This is a genomic window from Sphingomonas dokdonensis, from assembly GCF_002197685.1.
Taxonomy (GTDB): Bacteria; Pseudomonadota; Alphaproteobacteria; order Sphingomonadales; family Sphingomonadaceae; genus Sphingomonas; species Sphingomonas dokdonensis.
In genome coordinates this window covers 37,919-56,644 of sequence record NZ_NBBI01000006.1, presented here as the reverse complement: position 1 = coordinate 56,644, position 18,726 = coordinate 37,919, and the positions used below count along the sequence as shown (strand labels likewise).

Below are 18,726 nucleotides of genomic sequence, written 5' to 3'. Positions count from 1 at the left end.
AAACGAGCGCGAGCTGCCGTCACCCGTCAGCCCGCGTTCGCCCTCGTGATCGGCGCGCCGTGGCGAGCCGAAGCGCTGCTTAATCGGCCAACGTTTTGGCCAGATCGAACAGATAGTCGCGGCCGGCGTATAGCGACGACACGCGGATGCGCTCGTTGAGGCCGTGGGTGCCGTTCAGGTCCGGCTCCAGGAACAGCCCGGGCACGCCATATACCGGCATGTTGAGAATGCCGAAGAACACACCATCCGTGGCGCCCGTCGACATCATCGGCACCACCGGCACGCCGGGGAAATGCTTTTCCGCCAGCGCCTTTACCGGGCCCATGATCGCCGGGTCGAGCGGCGGTGGAACGGCAATGGGGCGAACCGGCTGGTTGGCGGTGACGCTCACCTTGGATCCGGCGAGCTCCTGCAGCTTGGCCAGCGTCCCGTCCACTGTCTCGCCCGGAAAGATGCGGCAGTTCACATTGGCACTCGCGCGCTGCGGCAGCGCGTTTTCGGCGTGACCTGCATTTACCAGCGTCGCGACGCAGGTCGTGCGCAGCGTGGAGTGCAGCACCTTGTCCTGGCTGACGATCGCATCGGCGGCGGCGTCGCGTGGATTTGCCATCAGCCGTTTGACGGCGGCGGAGGCCGGTGCGGGCAGCGCCTTTGCGCTGGCGGCAAAGAAGGCACGCGTCGTATCGGTGAATTTCACCGGAAATTCATATGCCTGCACCCGCTTCAGCGCATCGGCCAGCTCGTAGATCGCGTTTGCCGGCGTCGGGGCCGAGCTGTGCCCGCCAGGGTTCGTCGCGAGAAACGTGAAGTTCTGCGCCGCCTTTTCGCCCACCTGTATCGCCAATGCCTGTGGCTTGCCGCGCGCATCCAGTCGCCCGCCGCCGCCCTCGTTCAGCACGAAATCGGCACGCACCAGCTCCGGCCGGTTCTTTGCCAGCCACTCGGCACCGTTGAAGGCGAAGGTCGTCTCCTCGCCACACGTCAGCGCCAGCTTGATGGTGCGCTTGGGGCGAAAGCCCTGTTGCCGAAAGCGGATCATCGCATCCGCCCAGATCGACGACATGGCTTTGTCGTCCACCGCACCGCGCGCGTAATAAAAGCCGTTTTCCTCGATCAGCTTGAACGGGTCGCGTTCCCAATCCTCGCGCTTGGCCGCGACCACATCGAGATGGCCGAGCAGCAGCATCGCGCCCTTGTTGGGGTCCGATCCGGGCAGAGTCGCCACCAGCCCGCCATCGTCGGGATGTTCGGGCGTCGAGAACAGCACCAGGTCCTTGTCGGTATAGCCCGCTGCCTTCATGCGCGTGGCAATCTGCTGCGCCGCGCGGGTGCAACTCCCCTGGTTCACGACCGTGTTGGTCTCCACCAGTTCCTTGTACAGGTCGAAAAACGCCTTCTCGTCCGGCCGGGTCTGTGCCGCTGCGGCCGGCGTCAGGCTGAACCCCGCCAACGCCAAAGAAAACGCACGCAAATATCCCGGCATCCGGCTCTCCCTTTTCCTTATCTCTCAATGCTTGCAGGGAAAGGGTCGTGGGCGCAACGGCGAAAGGGACTGGGCAGCGCGATGGCGCGCATTGCCTGTGGCAGGATCAGGGGACGGTCGTGCCTGCGTCGGGAGCGATAGCCGGCTCGCTCGCGGTCGGCGCCGTCGCAGGCGCCACGCGATTGGCCTGCGCCGCCCCGGTCACCGTGCCGACCAGCGCTGCGGTTTCCAGCACGTCCAGCGCCCGATTGGCCGCCACATAGCGCCGTGCGGCGCTGGTCCAGTTCACCGCCTGCGCGCCCCCCGGCAGCCTGCCGACTTCGTCCAGCGCCGCCTCAACCCGGCCGACGTCGACCAGCCGGCGCGCGCGTGCCATCCGCTCGGACGGGATCGCCGACGGTGCATTCGCGTCACGAAGTACGATCAGGTGGCGCAGCTCGTCGACCAGTCCGTCGAACCAATGTTCGGTGCCGGGATTGAGCAGCAACGGCGCATTCGCCTCGAGCGCCTCGCGCAGCCCCTCCAGCGTGATCGGATCGCGCCCGGTTTGGATCACGGTCGCCACCGCCTGGGGCTGCGTCGCACCGAAGCGCAGGTGCAACTGCTGTTCGAGATAGCCGAGCGGCTTGCCGCGCTCGATTGCGCGCCGCGCGGCGAATGCCACCAGGATCGCCTCGGCGCGCCCGGCGCGGTCCGCGGAGGCGGAAACATCGAGCTCCATGCCCGCCGCGCGCGCCTCCAGCGCGGCAAGCTGGGCAGCAAGCGCGCTCTCGCGGGTGGCAAGCGTTACCGGGTCGATCGCGCCGACCGCGCCGGCGCCGGTCGGCGCGCCAGCCGCTTGCCCGGCAGCGCCGACGGTGGAAGCAGGCGCCGAGCCGGCCGATTGCCACCAGCCGGGCCGATCGCGTGCCGAAAACCACATCAAGCCCAGGCCAACAAGCAACGCCAGCACCACCAATACGGTGATCGGGCCAACGCGCGACCGGCGCGGAGCGGGATCGAGCGGCACGGCTTCATCCATGAGGCGCCTTATCCCCGGCCGCTGGCTAAGGGTCAATCGCGAGCGTGCAGGTGGCCGCGATCAGCGCCGCGTCGCTCGGCTGGTCGGCGATGACGACCGTGTTCCACCCGGTACCGGCTGCGGCGGCGACGCCAACGCTGATGGCAGCGATATCGATCGTCTCCACCCGTGCCCGTTCGCGATCGAGCAACTGGCGAAACAAGGCGGCAGCGCGCGCCGAGTGCAGCAGGGCGACGGTGCCCGCGGCCGCCCGGAGCGATTCGGCGGAAGGCGACAGCGCCCGGCTGGCATACACCTCGACATCGATGACGCCGGCGAGTTCGGTCCGTTCCCGCCCCGCCAGCCGCAGCAGATGCCGCCACCCGTGCCGATGCGCGAGCGCGAGCGCCGCCGTCCCATCGCCGTGTCCCACCGCCGCAACGGTCAGGCCCGCCGCGCGCGCCGCCGCAGCGGTGCCCGCACCAACGGCCACGACCGGTAGGTGCGCCAGCGCCGCCAGCTCCGCCCCGGCATGGCGAACGGCATTGGCGCTGGTCAGCAGCAGGGCGTCATAATTGCCGGCCGGCGGCGTCCACGGCAGTGCAACGACTTCGAACAGCGGCAGCCGTATCACGGCAAGCCCCGCCGCCGCGGCCCGTGCCGCCGTTGCGCTGTTCCCAGGCTCGGGACGCAGGATCAGCGCGGCGCGCGTCACCCGCCGAACAGCTGGCGGATCACCGCCGGCGCGCGCTCCAGCAGGTCCGCCGCCAGCGCCGTCGCCAGCGCATCCTCTGCCGGGCCGATCGTGCTCCCGCCGACATGCGCCGTGCCGTCCTCGTCCAGCAGCTCCGCCGCAAGATGGATCTGGTCACCCTGCCAGGTTGCGATCGCGGCGACCGGCGAGTGGCAGGTGGCGCCCAGCGCGGCGAGCAGCGCACGCTCCATGCGGATGCAGCGGTGCGTGTCGGCGCAGTCGATCACGTCGACCAGCGCGCGCGCCGGCCCGTCCGCCAGCGTCTCGACCCCCACCGCGCCCTGTGCCGGTGCCGGCAAGGTCGTTTCTACGGGCAGCGGCACGCCGGTTTCATGCCGCTCCAGCCGCTCCAGCCCGGCCGCCGCCAGCAAGGTCGCGTCGATCTCCCCCGCCGCCAGCTTGCCCAGCCGCGAATCCACGTTGCCGCGCAGCAGCACGACCTTCAGGTCCGGGCGGCGGCGGAGCATCTGCGCGCGGCGGCGCGGCGAGCTGGTCCCCAGCACCGCGCCATGCGGCAGCGCCTCGATCGATTCCGCGCCAATCAGCCGGTCGCGCGCATCGGCCCGCGGCAGGATTGCGGCGATCGCGATCTCGGCCGGGCGGATCGTCTCCACATCCTTCATCGAGTGGACGCAGGCGTCCACCTCGCCCGCGAGCAGCGCCCGGTCGAGCTCCTTGGTCCACAGCGCCTTGCCGCCGATCTCGGCCAGCGCGCGATCCTGCACCCGGTCGCCGGTGGTGCGAACAACAACAATCTCGACATCGTCCCAGCCGTGCGCCGCGATCAGCGCATCGCGCACCATGCCCGCTTGCGTGAGAGCCAGCGGAGAGCCGCGCGTGCCAAGCCTGAAGGTAGTCGCCATCGTTCGATCGTACTCATGCCGTTGCCAGGGGGGAGGGGGCATGTATCGGTCCTGCGGCGCCCTTCGACAAGCGCCAGCGGACCGGATAAAGGCCGGCGATGCTTATCCTTGGCCTGGAATCATCCTGCGACGAAACCGCGGCGGCGATCGTCAGCGGCGAGCGTCAAGTTTTGGCGCATCGTCTCGCGGGACAGGAAAGCGAGCATCGCCCTTATGGCGGCGTGGTCCCCGAGATCGCCGCGCGCGCGCATGTCGAGGCGCTGGAGCCGCTGGTGGAGGCGGCGCTCGCCGACGCGGGGCTCCGCCTGGCAGACGTCGATGCGGTTGCGGCGACCGCCGGCCCCGGCCTGATCGGCGGTGTGATGGTCGGCCTCGTCACCGGCAAGGCGCTGGCCCACGCGGTGGGGAAGCCGCTGGTGGCGGTGAACCATCTGGAGGGTCACGCGCTCAGCCCACGCCTCTCCGATCCCGACCTTGCCTTTCCCTATCTGCTGCTGCTCGTCTCGGGCGGGCATTGCCAGTTGCTGCTGGTCGAGGGCGTCGGCCGCTATCGCCGGCTCGCAACGACGATCGACGATGCCGCAGGCGAGGCGTTCGACAAGACGGCAAAGCTCCTCGGCCTGGGCTTTCCCGGCGGCCCGGCGGTCGAGCGCGCCGCACTGGCCGGCAACCCGCGCGCCGTTCCGCTGCCGCGCCCGCTGCTGCGCTCGCCCGAGCCGCATTTCTCCTTTGCCGGGCTGAAGGCGGCGGTCGCGCGCGTCGTCGGCGACTATCCGCCAGAGGACATCGCCGCCTCGTTCCAGGCCGCGGTGGTGGACTGCCTGATCGATCGCACGCGCCGTGCGCTGGCGCGAGCGGAGGGCGCAACCGCGCTGGTGGTGGCGGGCGGCGTCGCCGCGAACAGCGCGGTGCGCGGCGCGCTCTCCACGCTGGCGGCCGATCACGGCCTGCGCTTCGTCGCCCCGCCGCTGTGGCTCTGCACCGACAATGCCGCGATGATCGCCTGGGCCGGCGCCGAGCGCTTCGCGGCCGGGCTGACCGATCCACTCGACACGCCGGCGCGCGCTCGCTGGCCGCTTGATCCCGGCGCGGAGGCGGTGCGCGGCGCGGGGGTAAAGGCATGAGGATCGGCGTCATCGGCGGCGGCGCCTGGGGCACGGCATTGGCGCAGGTCGCGGCGCGCGGCGGCGAGGTGTTGCTCTGGGCGCGCGAGCCGGAGGTCGTGGAGGGCATCAACGCCCGCCACGAGAACATGACCTTTCTGCCCGGCGTGCCGCTGTCGCCCAACATCCGCGCGACCGGTCTGCTCGCCGATCTCGCGGGCCGAGACGCGCTGTTGGTCGTGGCACCCGCGCAGCATGTCGGCGCGGTGCTCCGCGACACGCCGGTCGACCGTACGCCGCTTGTCCTGTGCGCCAAGGGGATCGAGGCCGGCACCCGCCGCTTGGTCGGTGAGGTGGCGCAGGCGGTGCACCCCGACGCCCCGATCGCGGTGCTCTCCGGCCCGACCTTTGCGCATGAAGTCGCCGCCGGTCTCCCTACCGCGGTAACGCTCGCCTGCGCCGACGAGGCGCTGCAGGCCAGCCTCGCCAGCCGCCTCGCCAGTCCAAGCTTCCGCCCTTACGCCTCCACCGACGTGATCGGCGCGGAGATCGGCGGGGCGGTGAAGAACGTGCTGGCGATCGCCTGCGGCGTCGTGGAGGGTGCGGCGCTCGGCCAGAACGCCCGCGCCGCCCTGATTGCGCGCGGCTTTGCCGAGATGACCCGCTTCGGGATGGCGCGCGGTGCACGACCCGAGACGCTCGCCGGATTGTCGGGGCTTGGCGATCTGGTGCTCACCTGTTCGTCCACCAGCAGCCGCAATTTCTCGCTTGGCTTGGGACTGGGTCAGGGCGCGAAGGCAGCCGACCTGCTGGCCGATCGCCGCACCGTGGCAGAGGGCGCCTTTACCGCACCGGTCCTCGCCGAGGCAGCGGCGCAGGCCGATATAGACATGCCGATCACCGACGCGGTCTGCCGCTTGCTGGAAGGCGTCCCGGCCCGCGCCGTTATCGACGACCTGCTCGCCCGCCCGCTCCGCGACGAGGCTTAGGGCGCGCAGGCAACCATCGGCGCGATCGTCAGCGCAGCACCTGCCGCGCCAGCGCGCCGCAATCGGCATCCTGCGCCACCGGCCCCTGCTTGCCGGTTATCGCCCGGCCCAGCGCCTTCAGCAAGTTGCCGACCGATTTCACCTCGCGAGGCACCACGATATCGGGCTCGCTGATCGTGCCCGACATCGTGGCCGACCCCGGCAGCCGCAGTACGGCATCGTGTTTCGGCGCGCCCGTCAGGCGGATCGCCAGCCGCTCGTCGGGAAAGGTGATCGTGCCTTGCCCATCCAGGCGGCTTTGCGAGGTATCCACCACAAACGGCCCCACCTGGCCGCGCCCCCCGCGCAGGTCGGCCCCGACAATCACGCAGCGCAGCACCGCGCGATCGTCGCTGCCGGAAAGCAGCGCACCGCCCGCGTCGAAGCCAAGCGCCTCGGCGATCTCCTTGGGCAGCGCACCGCGGCGCGCGGCAAGCCCGATACGCCCGTTGGCGTTGCCCACCGCCTGACGGATCGTGCCCCCGCGTCCGGCCAACTGCGCGCGCGCATCCACCTGCCCGGTCACCGATCCCCCACCGCCCGCCAGCGCCGGAATATCGCTATCGCTCAGCCGCAGATCCAGCCGCAGCAGCGGCACCGGACCATTGTCCGCCTGGTCCACGACGGCGCGACCGGTAATCCGCCCCTTGGGCAGGCCAATGGTGAGCGGCGATACCGTCAGCACGCGATGATCGAGCGCCACAGTGCCCGACAGGCTGGTGATCGACGACGGCCCATGCCGGCTGACGACGCGCGCAACCTTAAAGCTGATGCGTCCGTCCGTGTTGCCGATCTTGGCAAGGTTGATGCGCGTATCGGGCACGATGCGTGGGCCGATCGCCGCCTTCTTCGCCGCCGCCTTTCGCAGCCCCTCGTTCGACGACAGATCATCGAGATCGAGCTGACGCGACTCGAACGAGCCATCGAGCTTCGTACGCTCGCCTTCCTTGTTCAAGACCAGCTTCCCCGACAGGTCCGAGCGGCCGATGCGACCGGACAGGCGGTCGATCAGCCACTTGTCGGGCTCGCGGCGCACGCTGGCGGACAGGGTTACGGGTTGGGTGCGAAACAGCCCCGCCTCGATGATCGCATCGACGAGCTTCAGGTCGCTGGCCTCCGCCGTCACCTCCAGCGACATATGCCCGGTGTCGAGCGGGGCCGCCATGATGCCTTTGGCATGCATGGTGAGTGCGCGCCCGGTCAGGCGCACGTCGAACGGCCATTTGCCTTCGTTCACGCTGGAGATCGCCGGCGCCTGTGCGGCAACCTGCACCGGCGTGCCGCGGATCGTCCCGTCGCCGCGCAGCCGCAATCCGGCCTTCGGATCGGATGCGACCTGCAAGGTGAACCGGCGATCCTGCTTTTGGTCAACGTAGGTCAGCCGCGACTGGCGCACGACGAGATCCTGCAGCCCGCCGCCACCCTTGCCGCCACGCCCCGTAGTGCCGTGCCAGCTTTCCCGCCCATCCGCAGCGCGGAACAGATAAAGCTGGGCGCCGTCGATCGTGACATCGTGCAGCGCGAGGTGCCCGGTCAGCAATGACAGCGAGTTGAACCCGATCTCCATCCGCGCCACGCGGGCGAGATCCGGATCGCCCGCCCACGCCGGTCCGGGCAGGGTCACGTCACGCAGCCGCACAACCGTGGCAAAGCCGAAATGATCGACCCGCTCCATCGCCCCGATCGTAACCGGCCGGCCGAACCGCGCCGTCATGCGATTTTCGAGCGTTCCCTTCAGGACGCCCCAGGGAAAAGCGGCGAGCGTCAATGCCACCAGAGCCAGCAACGCGGTAATCAGCGCAGCGGCCATTCTGAGACGTGAACCGAAGAGCCAGCGGACCATCGGCGTGAGACGCGCGACAGCTATATTCGTTCCGGCATCGAAAGGAGACGGTGATCGGGCGTCCCGCCCTGATCCAAAATGCCGTCCCTAGCTGCGCCGAGGCGGCAACACGCGCGCCTCAGAAATCGATCGCGATGCCCTTCTTTTCCCAGTCGCCATACCGCACCGGATCGCGTCCCAGCGGGTCTTCGGCCGGGCGCTGAAGCGGGGCAGGCTCGGGCACCGGCTTGTTGGGCGACAGATATTTCGGCGGCTTCACATGGGGTGGACGGTTCGACATCAGCTCTTCCGATTGCAGCCTCGACGGTCCACATGGGGCCGATGTTGCCTCCCGCCAAGACCCCGAATAATCGCCCGCGCCGTCCGGCCGATCCGCCGGGTACCGCCGCCCGCCGCGCCGCGATGCGCCTTCTCGATGCGGTGCTGCGGCGTGGTGATCCGCTTGAGGCGGCGTTGCCCGCGGCGACGCGCGGGCTGGAAGGGCCCGATCGCGGCCTTGCCCATGCCATTGCGGCGGAGGCGCTGCGCCGCTTGCCGGATCTCGATGCGCTGATCGACTCGGCAACGCGCCAGCCTTTGCCTGCGAACGCCAAGGCGCGCACGGCGCTGCGCATCGCCCTGGTGCAGACGCTATCGCTCGGCACGCCGCCGCATGCGGCCATCGCCACTGTCCTGCCGCTCGTCGACGGCGGTCCACGCAAACTGGTTCATGGCGTGTTCGGTGCGTTGACCCGCGGCGGAGCGGCGTTGCCGGAGCTGCCGTCGCTGCCCGCGGAGGTCGCGGCGCGCTGGGGCGCGAACTGGGGCAACGCGGTGGTTGATGCCGCTGCCGCTGCGATCGCCGCACCACCCCCGCTCGATCTGACGCTGGCCGACCCTGATGCCCTCGCGCCGGAGGGAACCAGCCTGGCCCCTGATCACCGGCGGCTGGTCGATCCGGCGCCCGTGACCAATCTCGCCGGATATGCGGAGGGCACATGGTGGGTGCAGGATATCGCGGCCTCGTTGCCTGCGCGCCTCCTTGGTCGAGGCCCGGGCAAGGCGCTCGATCTGTGCGCCGCACCCGGCGGCAAGACGATGCAGCTCGCCGCCGCGGGCTGGGACGTCACCGCACTGGAGATTGCACCTTCACGCGCGGCGCGGCTGCACGAGAATTTGTCGCGCACGCATCTGCCCGCCAAGGTCGTGATCGCCGACGCGCTCGACTGGGAACCGGCCGAGCCGATGGACGCGCTGCTGCTCGACGCGCCATGCAGTGCCACCGGCATCTTCCGCCGCCACCCCGACGTCCTCTACCGCGCGCATCCCGCGATCATCGCCGAAATGGCGGCGCTGCAGGCGCGCTTGCTCGATCGCGCCGCCGGATGGGTCCGCCCCGGCGGACGGCTCGTGTTCGCGACCTGCTCGCTCGAACCGGAGGAGGGCGAGGCGCAGATCGAGCGCTTTCTCGCGACCCGGGCCGACTATGCGCTGGAACCGGCCACGGCAGGTGAATTGCCGGCTAAATTGATCCGGGATGCGGCCGGATTTCTCCGTCTGCTACCCGGCACATTGGCCGATGTCGGGGGCTGCGACGGCTTTTTCATCGCCCGCCTCAAGCGTGCTTCCGCCTGACGTGATCGGGCGTTAAGGCTCTCTGATCGTCCCCACCGTTCGGCATCGCGCGCAGACAAAGGTCGGCAAAGCAAGGCGAGCGGATTTCAAGCGAGTGAAACGTTGAAGCCCGTTCGTATTGCCCCATCAATCCTTTCTGCCGACTTCGCGAAGCTGGGTGAAGAAGTTCGCGCAATTGACGCGGCTGGTGCCGACTGGATTCATATCGATGTGATGGACGGACATTTTGTCCCTAACATCACGATAGGTCCCGCAATCGTTAAGGCACTGCGTCCGCACACGACGAAACCTTTCGATGTCCACCTGATGATTTCACCTGTGGACGCGTATCTCGACGCTTTTGCCGAGGCCGGCGCGGACACGATCACCGTTCACCCGGAGGCGGGGCCGCATATCCACCGCTCGCTCCAGCACATCAAGTCGCTCGGCAAGCGCGCCGGCGTGGTGCTGAACCCGGCGACACCGGCCAAGATGCTCGACTATATTCTCGAAATGGTCGATCTCGTGCTGGTGATGAGCGTCAATCCCGGCTTCGGTGGGCAAAGCTTTATCGACAGCCAATTGCGTAAGATTGCCGCCATTCGCAAGATGATCGATGCCAGCGGGCGTGATATTGATCTTGAGGTGGATGGCGGCATCGATGCGCGTACAGCGAAACTGGCGATCGAAGCCGGCGCCGATGCTTTGGTAGCGGGCACGGCAACTTTCCGCGGCGGGCCCGATGCTTATGCCGATAACATTCGCGCTTTAAGAGGCGCATGAGCGACGGCGCGGGCGATCTTCCCCCGGCCGACGGGATCGACGAGGGCAAGCGGCTGGTGCGCGTCGGCGGCGACAAGGGATTGTCGCTCGCCGAACGCCTGACCGACCGCTTCCATCGCCTGACCTGGCGCACACCGATCCACGGATTCCGGCTGAAGGGCCGCTATCCGCTGAAGCTCATCGCCGTTCCGGACGATCCGATTTTCGGCGATGTAGGGCGCGGGCAGGCGCTGCTGGCAGGGGAGATCCTGTTCCGCGGCGAGCGCCATCCGGTCGCCGGGCTCGACCTGCGCAGCTTTTCGCCCTCGCCGGCCTTTGCCGAATTTCTCCAAAGTTTTGCGTGGCTTCGCGATCTGTCGAGCGTGGCGACACGGGCGCAGGGGGCGCCGGTTGCCGAGGATCTGATGGAGCGGTGGCTCGCCGCGCATGCCGAGAAGGTGACGCCACTGGCATGGCGGCCGGATCTGTGGGGGCGGCGCATTCTGTTCTGGACGGCGCATGCGCCGCTGATCCTGTCCTCCACCGATTTGGTCTATCGTTCCAAGGTGTTGAACGCTTTGGCGCGCGGCGCACGGCATCTGGATAGCAGCGCTGACAAGGCGCCGCCGGGGCATCAAAGGGTAGCGGCGTGGTGCGGGGTGATCGCGGCGGGGCTGCTGATCCCGGGCGGCGATCCGCGTAAAACTTTCGGTGAAGCTGGCCTTTCCCGAGCATTGGACGGCGCACTTTGGCCTGATGGCGGCCTTGTCAGCCGGTCGCCCGGCCGCCTTTTGGAGATAATTGGCCTGATCACCACGCTGCGTGAAAGCTACGCCGCGCGGCGTCAGGATTTGCCCGATTTCGCCCAAGCCGCGCTGGCCAGAATGGTGCCAGCGCTGCTCGGCACCTGCCATGCGGATCGCGGGTTGGCGAGCTGGCAGGGCAGCGGGCCGGTGCCCGCCGACCAGGTGGCGCAGATCATCGAGGCGAGCGGCGTGCGCGCACGCCCACTGCGGCAGGCGCGCGACTGGGGCTATCAGCGGCTGACCGCGGGCACCACCGTGCTGCTGGTCGATGCCGCGCCGCCGCCGATCGCGCGGGTGGTGGAAGGGGGCTGTGCCTCGACACTGGCGTTCGAGCTGTCCGACGGGCCGGCGCGCCTCGTCGTGAATTGTGGCGGCGCGCGTGCGGCGCTGCCGACGCTGCCGCGCGCGCTGGTGGAAGGGCTGCGCACCACGGCGGCGCATTCCACGCTGACGCTGGCCGACACGAACTCCACGGCGGTGCATGCTGACGGCACGCTGGGCCGCGGGGTGGGCGAGGTGGAGCTGAGCCGGCAGGAATCGGAAAACGCCAGCCGGATTGAGGCGAGCCATGACGGCTATGTGCGCCGCCACGGCTTCGTCCATCGCCGCCAGCTGATCCTGACCGGCGACGGCAAGGAGCTGCGCGGCGAGGACGTGCTGCTGCCCAAGGGGCGTGGCAATCGCCGGCCGGGGCCGACCAGCTTCGCGATCCGCTTTCACCTCGGCCGGGGCGTCGAAGCGTCGCCGACCGCGGACGGGCTGGGCGCGGTGCTGCGGGTGCCGGGCGGGGCGATGTGGCAGTTCCGCACCCGCGGCGCCTCGCTGGCGATCGATGACAGTCTGTGGATCGATGGCGAGGGACGGCCGATCGCCACGCAGCAATTGGTGATCAGCGGCGCGACCGAGCCGGGCGGCACCAATGTCGGCTGGGTGCTGAAGCGCGCGCGCTGATTAAGGCTCCCCTCGGCGCGAGCGAGGGGCTAGGGGAGCGGCGTGCCCCGTGACATGCCCGGCCAGCCGATGGTGTGTCACCTGATCTTCACCCACCAGCCCTCGCGTCGCCGCATGCGACGGGCAGCAGGAACGTCATGACCGCCATCACCATCCGCCGCGCCCTTCTGTCCGTTTCCGACAAGACGGGGATCGTCGACCTTGCCACCACGCTGGCCGCGAAGGGCGTGGAGCTGGTTTCCACCGGCGGCACGGCCAAGGCGCTGCGCGAGGCAGGGCTGGAGGTGCGCGACGTGTCGGACCTGACCGGCTTTCCCGAGATGATGGACGGGCGGGTCAAGACGCTGCACCCGATGGTGCACGGCGGGCTGCTCGCGGTGCGCGACGATGCCGCGCATGCCGCCGCAATGGAGGAGCATGGGATCGGCGCGATCGATCTGGTGGTCGTCAACCTTTACCCCTTCGCGCAGACGGTGGCGAAGGGCGCGGACCGACCCGAGGTGATCGAGAATATCGACATCGGCGGCCCGAGCATGGTGCGCTCCGCCGCCAAGAACCATGCCTATGTCGCGATCGTCACCGATCCGGCCGATTACGAAATCGTCGCGCGCGGCGAGACGAACCTCGTTGAGCGCAAGCGGCTGGCCGCCAAGGCGTTTGCCGCGACCGCGACCTATGACGGCATGATCGCCAGCTGGTTCGGGCTTTCGGACCAGGACGAGCAGTTCCCGGCGACGCTCCCCTTCACGCTCGAGGCGCCCACCGTGCTGCGTTATGGCGAGAACCCGCATCAGCAGGCGGCCTTTTATCGCCATGCCGGTCCGTCGACGCCGGGGATCGGCCAGGCGCGGCAGGTGCAGGGCAAGGAACTGAGCTACAACAACCTGAACGATGCCGACGCGGCGCTGGAGCTGGTGAGCGAGTTTCGCGATGCCGAACCGACTTGCGTCATCGTGAAGCATGCCAACCCGTGCGGAGTCGCGACCGGCGCGACGCTGGCCGAGGCGTATGAGGCGGCGTTCGCGTGCGACACGGTGTCGGCGTTCGGCGGGATCATCGCGCTCAATCGCACCCTGGACGCGGCGACGGCCAAGGCGATCACCGGCATCTTCACCGAAGTGGTGGTGGCGCCCGACGCCGACGAGGAGGCGATCGCGCTGTTCGCGGCGAAGAAGAATTTGCGCCTGCTGCTGACCGGCAGCCTGCCCGATGCGGCGCGCGGCGGGCTGACCGCGAAGACGATCGCCGGCGGCTGGCTGGTGCAGTCGCGCGATAACGGCGTGCTGACCGACGACATGCTGAAGGTGGTGACCAAGCGCCAGCCGACGCCGCAGGAACTGGCCGACTGCCGCTTCGCCTGGACGGTGGCGAAGCACGTCAAGTCGAATGCGATCGTTTATGCCAAGGACGGCAGCACGGCGGGCGTCGGTGCGGGGCAGATGAACCGGCTGGAATCGGCGCGCATCGCGGCGTGGAAGGCGAAGGATGCGGCCGACAAGGCGGGCTGGGGTACGCCGCGCACGATCGGTTCGGCAGTGGCGTCGGATGCGTTCTTCCCGTTCGCCGACGGCCTGCTGGCGGCGGTCGAGGCGGGTGCGACGGCGGTGATCCAGCCGGGCGGCTCGATCCGCGATGCCGAAGTGATCGCGGCGGCCGATGAGGCGGGGCTGGCGATGGTGTTCACGGGGATGCGGCACTTCCGGCATTGAGGGGCGCAGCGAGCCGCCGACTGCTTGGGCGGGCGGCGGCTCGCTGCGAAAGCGGTGAAGTGATGCGCCATGCAACCTGCAGCACAGACCTTCGGATAAGAGAACACGGGGCGCAGCTCTATACCGGAGCGGCCACTGGCGATCTGAATGCCGTGCGGAAGGCACTTGCTCACCTTCCCGAAGATCATGCGGGAATACGGATCAGCGGTATCGCGGACCTGCGGCCTTTTCTTTCTGCAGCAGGGTCGGTTGGTTCGATCGCAGCCGATGTTCTCGGTCCTGAATGTCGGCCGGTTCGCGCGATATTATTCGACAAGACCGCCGAGACGAACTGGTCGCTAAACTGGCATCAAGATCGAACGATCTGCGTGCAGCAGCGGATTGATGTAACCGGGTACGGCCCTTGGACGGTGAAGCGTGGAATGCAACACGTCGAGCCGCCCTTTGATCTTCTGACCCGAATGCTCACGCTGCGGGTTCACCTGGACGATGTACCGCCAAACAATTCGCCACTGTTGATCGCCCCCGGATCGCATGACGAAGGGCGCATTCCGGTCACTCGTGTGCAAGAGGTTGTAGAGCGTCGCGGCGTACGAGCATGTCTCGCGAACGAAGGAGATGTGTGGTTATACAAAACCACGATCCTTCATGCGTCTGAGGCGGCGAGCGAACCACGGCACAGGCGGGTGTTGCAAGTGGACTTTGCAGCCGAAAATCTTCCCGGCGAGTTGCGTTGGCTTGGTGTCTGAAGCTTTGGTGTGACGATGAGCCTGCGGAAGAGCAGGCATCTAAGAAATACGTTTGCCAACCCAATACACCTCATTTTCGCGTGGACGGGAGGTGCAGGTTCCATCTGGCAAGTGGATCGAGACGCCGCGGACGGTGGCAGGAACGACATCTCCTATCCTGCAATCCAGTTGATCCACGCGAACAGCTTTCCTGACGGTCAACCCATTGTCCGCTCGCCCGTGGATAGTGACGCGGTCTGCGAGATAAAAGGACACGCTCGGGGTGATGGCGAAGATCTTAACTGAAGTTGATCGAGACGGCGATCTGGAGCAACCCGCAACTACGGCAAGGCAAGCTATTAAGGCGAATGCGGCCTGGACATTAACAAGGCGCATCCGGTCCATCTTCGATCCTGTGTGAGTCCACTAACCCCGCGCGAACCACCAGACGCCGTCCTTTACCTCGCGCGCGGCGCGGCCCTCGACCTCCAGCCGGCGCAGGTGGGCGAGCGATTCGCCCGTCGCCATGCCGATCACGTCGGGGCCGATCGGACGGCGGAAGAGGACCTTGAAGCAATCGACCGCGCGGACGGGACCACTCGCCATCAGGTCGACGATCGCGTCGAGCCGGTCGAGATGCTCGTCGCGCAGCGCGTCGAGGCGGGTGTGGAGGCCGTAGAAGGGATCGCCGTGGCCCGGGAGGACCAGGAGGTCGTCGGGCAATTGGCGGAATTTTTCGATCGAGCGGAGCCAGTCGCCGAGCGGATCGTCGTTGACCTGGCTGACGTGGACCGAGATGTTGGAGCTGATCCGCGGCAGCACCTGATCGCCCGCCACCAGCACGCGGCGGTCGTAGTCGACGAGGCAGGCGTGTTCGGGGCTGTGGCCGCTGCCGGTGACGACATGCCAGTCGCTGCCGCCGATGCGCATCACCTCGCCATCCTGGATGCGGGTGTACATCAGCGGCATGCGCGCGATCGCCTTGCCGAAATTGGACCAGCCCTTGCCCGCGCCGCGCGCGACCTGCTCCTCGTCCCAGCCGGCGCCGCGCCAGAAGGCGAGCTGTTCCTCGGGCACTTCGGGACGCGAATCGGCGGCGAGCATGCGCACCATCAGCCATTCGGTGCGCGTCATCACGATCGCGGCATCGTCGAACTTGCGCGACAGCCAGCCGGCGAGGCCGACGTGGTCGGGATGCATGTGGGTGCACAGGATGCGGCCGATGCGCTGGCCGTCGAGCGGGCCCTCAAGGATCGCGCGCCACGCCTCGGTCGAGCGCGGGCTGGCGGTGCCGGTGTCGATCGCGAGCAGATCCGGCCCGTCGTCGAGGATCAGGCCGTTGACGTGCTTGAGCGGACCCGACATCGGCACGCGCCACCAGCGGATGCCCGGCATGACGGTGAGAAGCTCGCCCGGTTGCGGCCCGCGATCGCCGAAGGGGAAGGTCAGACCGGCGGAGTTGGTGGGCGTCAGCCCCTCATCCCCGATCAGCGTGCGTAGATGTGCCGTCGCCATGGGCCGACGCTATCAGCATAACAATCGTTACGTCGAGCGATAATCGGTACGGTGGTGTTGCGGCGGCGCGTTGGAATCGCTTCGATGTGCGATTTTGCCCGCGCTTGATCGGCAAGGCTTGCGGTCGCGGGGGCGTGCATGCCGACCCCGCGATGCCGACCCCGTGATGCCGACAGGGCGCCGGCATGACGGGGTTATTTTATGGCGTGGCCCGCGCGGGCGTCAGCGGCGGAACGGATCCTCGAAGAACGGCTTGGGGGCGGTGCCTTCGTCGCCGGCCAATTCCGCGTCGCGCGATGCCTGCTCACGCTCGGCGCGCAGCTGCTCGATCAGCGCCGCACGATCGCCATCGAGGCGATTGTCGGTCGGCTGCGGCTCGGCGCCGGCGGACTTGGCTGCCTTGTTCACCGCGGCGTCCAGCTCGCGCTGGGTGGTGAGGCCGAGCGTCACCGGATCCTTGGGCGTGATGTTGCCGATGTTCCAGTGCGTCCGGTCACGGATCGCGGCGATCGTGGTGCGGGTGGTGCCGATCAGGCTGGAGATCGCGCCGTCCGAGATTTCCGGGTGGTTGCGGATGATCCAGGCGATGCCGTCGGGCTTGTCCTGCCGCTTCGACACCGGCGTGTAGCGCGGGCCCTTGGTGCGGCGGACCTGCTCGGGCCCCTTGGTCATCTTCAGGCGGTACTCGGGATCGGCCTGGCCCTTGTCGATCTCGTCCTGCGTCACCTCGTGCGCGCGCACCGGATCGCGGCCGGTCAGCTTGGTCGCGGCGGTATCATCCGCGATCGCCTGCACCTCGAGCACGTGAAGGCCGCAGAATTCGGCGATCTGCTCAAAGGTGAGCGCAGTGTTGTCGACCAGCCAGGAAGCGGTCGCGTGGGGCATGAGCGGCTGGGCCATGCGGGAATGCCTTTCGGTATAAACAAATAGGGCCGCCCCTTACCGGAGCGGCCGCTTAACCTGAGACGACTTAATGTGCCCGGGCGTCTAGGGCAAGCACTGTCCGCCGGACAGGCGAACGGCGGGGGCAAACCCGCCCTTGCGTTAGCGCGCCTGCTCGATCGGTGCGCCGGTGACCGGATCGGTCGCGGGCACCAATGTGAACAGCCCGACCGCACCCAGCAGGAAACCGCCGGTGAACTGCCACAGGAAGCTGGACTTGAGGAGGCGGGTCATAAAAAGCTCTGTATCTCGTTTCTGGTTGAAGCGGGTTTAACCGCCTCGGGCTGAACGACGGCTTGGCCGCCCGTTCATCGACTGTTCGGGATATAGGGTCGGGCGAGCGGGCTTGTATGGCCAAGGTGGAAAGCGATCGTTTCCACCTTGGAACCAATGATGCCGATCGGCGTTCGGCCGCCCGCCGCTGACTATTTCAGCGCAAGGCACGCCTGCTGGATGCGGGTGCATGCCTCCTGCAGGATCTCGTCGCTGGTGGCGTAGCTGATGCGCATCGCGGGCGAGAGGCCGAAGGCGACGCCCTGAACGGCCGCGACGCGGGCGTCCTCCAGCAGATAGCCGACGAAATCGCTGTCGGTGTCGATCCGCTTGCCGCCGGGCGTGGTCTTGCCGATCAGCCCGGAGATTTCTGGATAAACGTAGAACGCGCCCTCGGGCGTCGGGCAGGTGATGCCGGGCGTGTCGTTCAACATGCCGACGACAAGGTCGCGGCGCGTCTTGAAGGCGGCGTTGCGCTCGGCGAGGAAAGACTGGTCGCCGTTCAGCGCCGCGGTCGCCGCCGCCTGCGCGATCGAGCAGGGGTTGCTCGTCGATTGCGACTGGAGCTTGGCCATCGCCTTGATCAGCCATTGGGCGCCGCCGGCAAAGCCGATGCGCCAGCCGGTCATCGCATACGCCTTGGAACAGCCGTTCACCGTCAGCGTCCGCTCGTACAGCGCGGGGCAGACCTCCGCGATGGTGGCAAAGCGGAAGTCGTCGTAGACGATATGCTCGTACATATCGTCGGCGAAGATCCAGACGTGCGGGTGGCGTTCCAGCACCTTGCCTAGCGCCTTCAGCTCGGCCACCGTATAGGCCGCGCCGGTCGGGTTCGACGGCGAATTGAGGATCAGCCACTTGGTGCGCGGCGTGATCGCGGCCTCAAGCATCGCGGGCGTGAGCTTGTAGCCATGCTCCGGCCCGGCGGCGACGACGACCGGGGTGCCGCCGGCGAACTGTACCACGTCCGGGTAGCTCACCCAGTAAGGCGCGGGGACGATCACCTCGTCGCCGGCCTCCACCGTCGCGACCAGCGCGTTGAACAGCGTGTGCTTGCCGCCGACGTTCACGCTGATCTGCGCCGGGGTGTAGTCGAGGCTGTTGTCGCGCTTGAACTTGGCGACGATCGCGTCCTTCAGCTCGGGCGTGCCATCGACGTTGGTATATTTGGTCTGATTGCGGCGGATCGCCTCGATCGCGGCTTCCTTCACGAAATCGGGCGTGTCGAAATCGGGCTCGCCCGCGCCGAGGCCGATGACGTCAATACCGGCGCGCTTCAGCTCCTGCACCTTGGTGGTGATCGCCAGCGTGGGCGACGGGCTGATGCGATCGAGCGCGGCAGAGGTCTTCATGGAGCGGTTCCTTTCGGCGCC

At 68.1% G+C, this 18,726-nt stretch carries 17 protein-coding genes; 7 read left to right on the top strand and 10 right to left on the bottom strand.

All coding sequences use genetic code 11. From position 1 onward, the window contains the following. Positions 1-79 precede the first annotated feature (79 nt). The 4 genes from SPDO_RS13915 to hemC form a co-directional block, all read right to left on the bottom strand. Positions 80-1,483, bottom strand: a complete 1,404-nt coding sequence (locus SPDO_RS13915; RefSeq protein ID WP_088368117.1) for a M20/M25/M40 family metallo-hydrolase — start codon at positions 1,481-1,483, stop codon at positions 80-82. A 106-nt stretch (positions 1,484-1,589) separates the two neighbouring features. After that, complete coding sequence (locus SPDO_RS13910; RefSeq protein ID WP_088368116.1) at positions 1,590-2,504, bottom strand: hypothetical protein; 915 nt, start codon at positions 2,502-2,504, stop codon at positions 1,590-1,592. Positions 2,505-2,529: 25 nt separating this feature from the next. Next, positions 2,530-3,198, bottom strand: a complete 669-nt coding sequence (locus SPDO_RS13905; protein ID WP_088368115.1) for a uroporphyrinogen-III synthase — start codon at positions 3,196-3,198, stop codon at positions 2,530-2,532. Continuing rightward, on the bottom strand, positions 3,195-4,100 hold the full coding sequence (hemC, locus tag SPDO_RS13900; RefSeq protein ID WP_088368114.1) for a hydroxymethylbilane synthase: 906 nt from the start codon (positions 4,098-4,100) through the stop codon (positions 3,195-3,197). Before hemC ends, SPDO_RS13905 begins: the two co-directional genes overlap by 4 nt. A 98-nt stretch (positions 4,101-4,198) precedes the next feature. Between hemC and tsaD the strand changes: the two genes are divergently transcribed. Both tsaD and SPDO_RS13890 read left to right on the top strand, forming a co-directional pair. Next, positions 4,199-5,224 (top strand): tRNA (adenosine(37)-N6)-threonylcarbamoyltransferase complex transferase subunit TsaD, encoded by a 1,026-nt coding sequence (tsaD, locus tag SPDO_RS13895; RefSeq protein ID WP_088368113.1) that lies wholly within the window; start codon positions 4,199-4,201, stop codon positions 5,222-5,224. Further along, positions 5,221-6,192 carry an NAD(P)H-dependent glycerol-3-phosphate dehydrogenase gene (locus SPDO_RS13890; RefSeq protein ID WP_088368112.1) on the top strand — a complete coding sequence of 324 codons (972 nt, stop codon included), beginning with the start codon at positions 5,221-5,223 and terminating at the stop codon, positions 6,190-6,192. The genes tsaD and SPDO_RS13890 overlap by 4 nt, the downstream gene beginning before the upstream one ends. A gap of 28 nt (positions 6,193-6,220) precedes the next feature. Here the strand turns inward: SPDO_RS13890 and SPDO_RS13885 are convergent, their stop codons facing one another. Beyond that, entirely contained in the window at positions 6,221-8,041 is a 1,821-nt protein-coding gene (locus tag SPDO_RS13885; protein ID WP_088368111.1) for an AsmA family protein, read from the bottom strand. A 151-nt stretch (positions 8,042-8,192) separates the two neighbouring features. Beyond that, positions 8,193-8,354, bottom strand: a complete 162-nt coding sequence (locus SPDO_RS13880) for a DUF1674 domain-containing protein (protein WP_088368110.1) — start codon at positions 8,352-8,354, stop codon at positions 8,193-8,195. A gap of 41 nt (positions 8,355-8,395) precedes the next feature. On the opposite strand from SPDO_RS13880, the gene SPDO_RS13875 reads away from it, so the two are divergent. The 5 genes from SPDO_RS13875 to SPDO_RS13855 all read left to right on the top strand — a co-directional run bounded on the left by SPDO_RS13875 (position 8,396) and on the right by SPDO_RS13855 (position 14,644). Next, positions 8,396-9,688, top strand: coding sequence for an RsmB/NOP family class I SAM-dependent RNA methyltransferase (locus tag SPDO_RS13875; protein ID WP_088368186.1), 1,293 nt, complete (start codon positions 8,396-8,398; stop codon positions 9,686-9,688). A 102-nt stretch (positions 9,689-9,790) separates the two neighbouring features. Further along, on the top strand, positions 9,791-10,450 hold the full coding sequence (gene rpe / locus SPDO_RS13870; protein ID WP_088368109.1) for a ribulose-phosphate 3-epimerase: 660 nt from the start codon (positions 9,791-9,793) through the stop codon (positions 10,448-10,450). Further along, on the top strand, positions 10,447-12,186 hold the full coding sequence (locus SPDO_RS13865) for a heparinase II/III family protein (protein WP_088368108.1): 1,740 nt from the start codon (positions 10,447-10,449) through the stop codon (positions 12,184-12,186). The genes rpe and SPDO_RS13865 overlap by 4 nt, the downstream gene beginning before the upstream one ends. Positions 12,187-12,323: 137 nt before the next feature. Next, the gene (gene purH / locus SPDO_RS13860) at positions 12,324-13,895 is read left to right on the top strand and encodes a bifunctional phosphoribosylaminoimidazolecarboxamide formyltransferase/IMP cyclohydrolase (RefSeq protein ID WP_088368107.1); all 1,572 of its coding nucleotides are present in this window, start codon (positions 12,324-12,326) and stop codon (positions 13,893-13,895) included. A 152-nt stretch (positions 13,896-14,047) separates the two neighbouring features. Beyond that, positions 14,048-14,644, top strand: coding sequence for a phytanoyl-CoA dioxygenase family protein (locus SPDO_RS13855; RefSeq protein ID WP_245829511.1), 597 nt, complete (start codon positions 14,048-14,050; stop codon positions 14,642-14,644). A 405-nt stretch (positions 14,645-15,049) separates the two neighbouring features. Here SPDO_RS13855 and SPDO_RS13850 read toward each other — a convergent pair whose 3' ends face one another. The 4 genes from SPDO_RS13850 to SPDO_RS13840 form a co-directional block, all read right to left on the bottom strand. Further along, on the bottom strand, positions 15,050-16,138 hold the full coding sequence (locus tag SPDO_RS13850; protein WP_088368105.1) for an MBL fold metallo-hydrolase: 1,089 nt from the start codon (positions 16,136-16,138) through the stop codon (positions 15,050-15,052). 222 nt (positions 16,139-16,360) lie between these two features. Further along, positions 16,361-17,038, bottom strand: coding sequence for a DUF1013 domain-containing protein (locus SPDO_RS13845; protein ID WP_088368104.1), 678 nt, complete (start codon positions 17,036-17,038; stop codon positions 16,361-16,363). Positions 17,039-17,182: 144 nt separating this feature from the next. Continuing rightward, positions 17,183-17,314: a hypothetical protein gene (locus tag SPDO_RS17270; protein ID WP_281252599.1), complete on the bottom strand. Its 132-nt coding sequence runs from the start codon at positions 17,312-17,314 to the stop codon at positions 17,183-17,185. Between the two features lie 191 nt (positions 17,315-17,505). Beyond that, positions 17,506-18,705 (bottom strand): pyridoxal phosphate-dependent aminotransferase, encoded by a 1,200-nt coding sequence (locus tag SPDO_RS13840; protein ID WP_088368103.1) that lies wholly within the window; start codon positions 18,703-18,705, stop codon positions 17,506-17,508. Between the last annotated feature and the right edge of the window lie 21 nt (positions 18,706-18,726).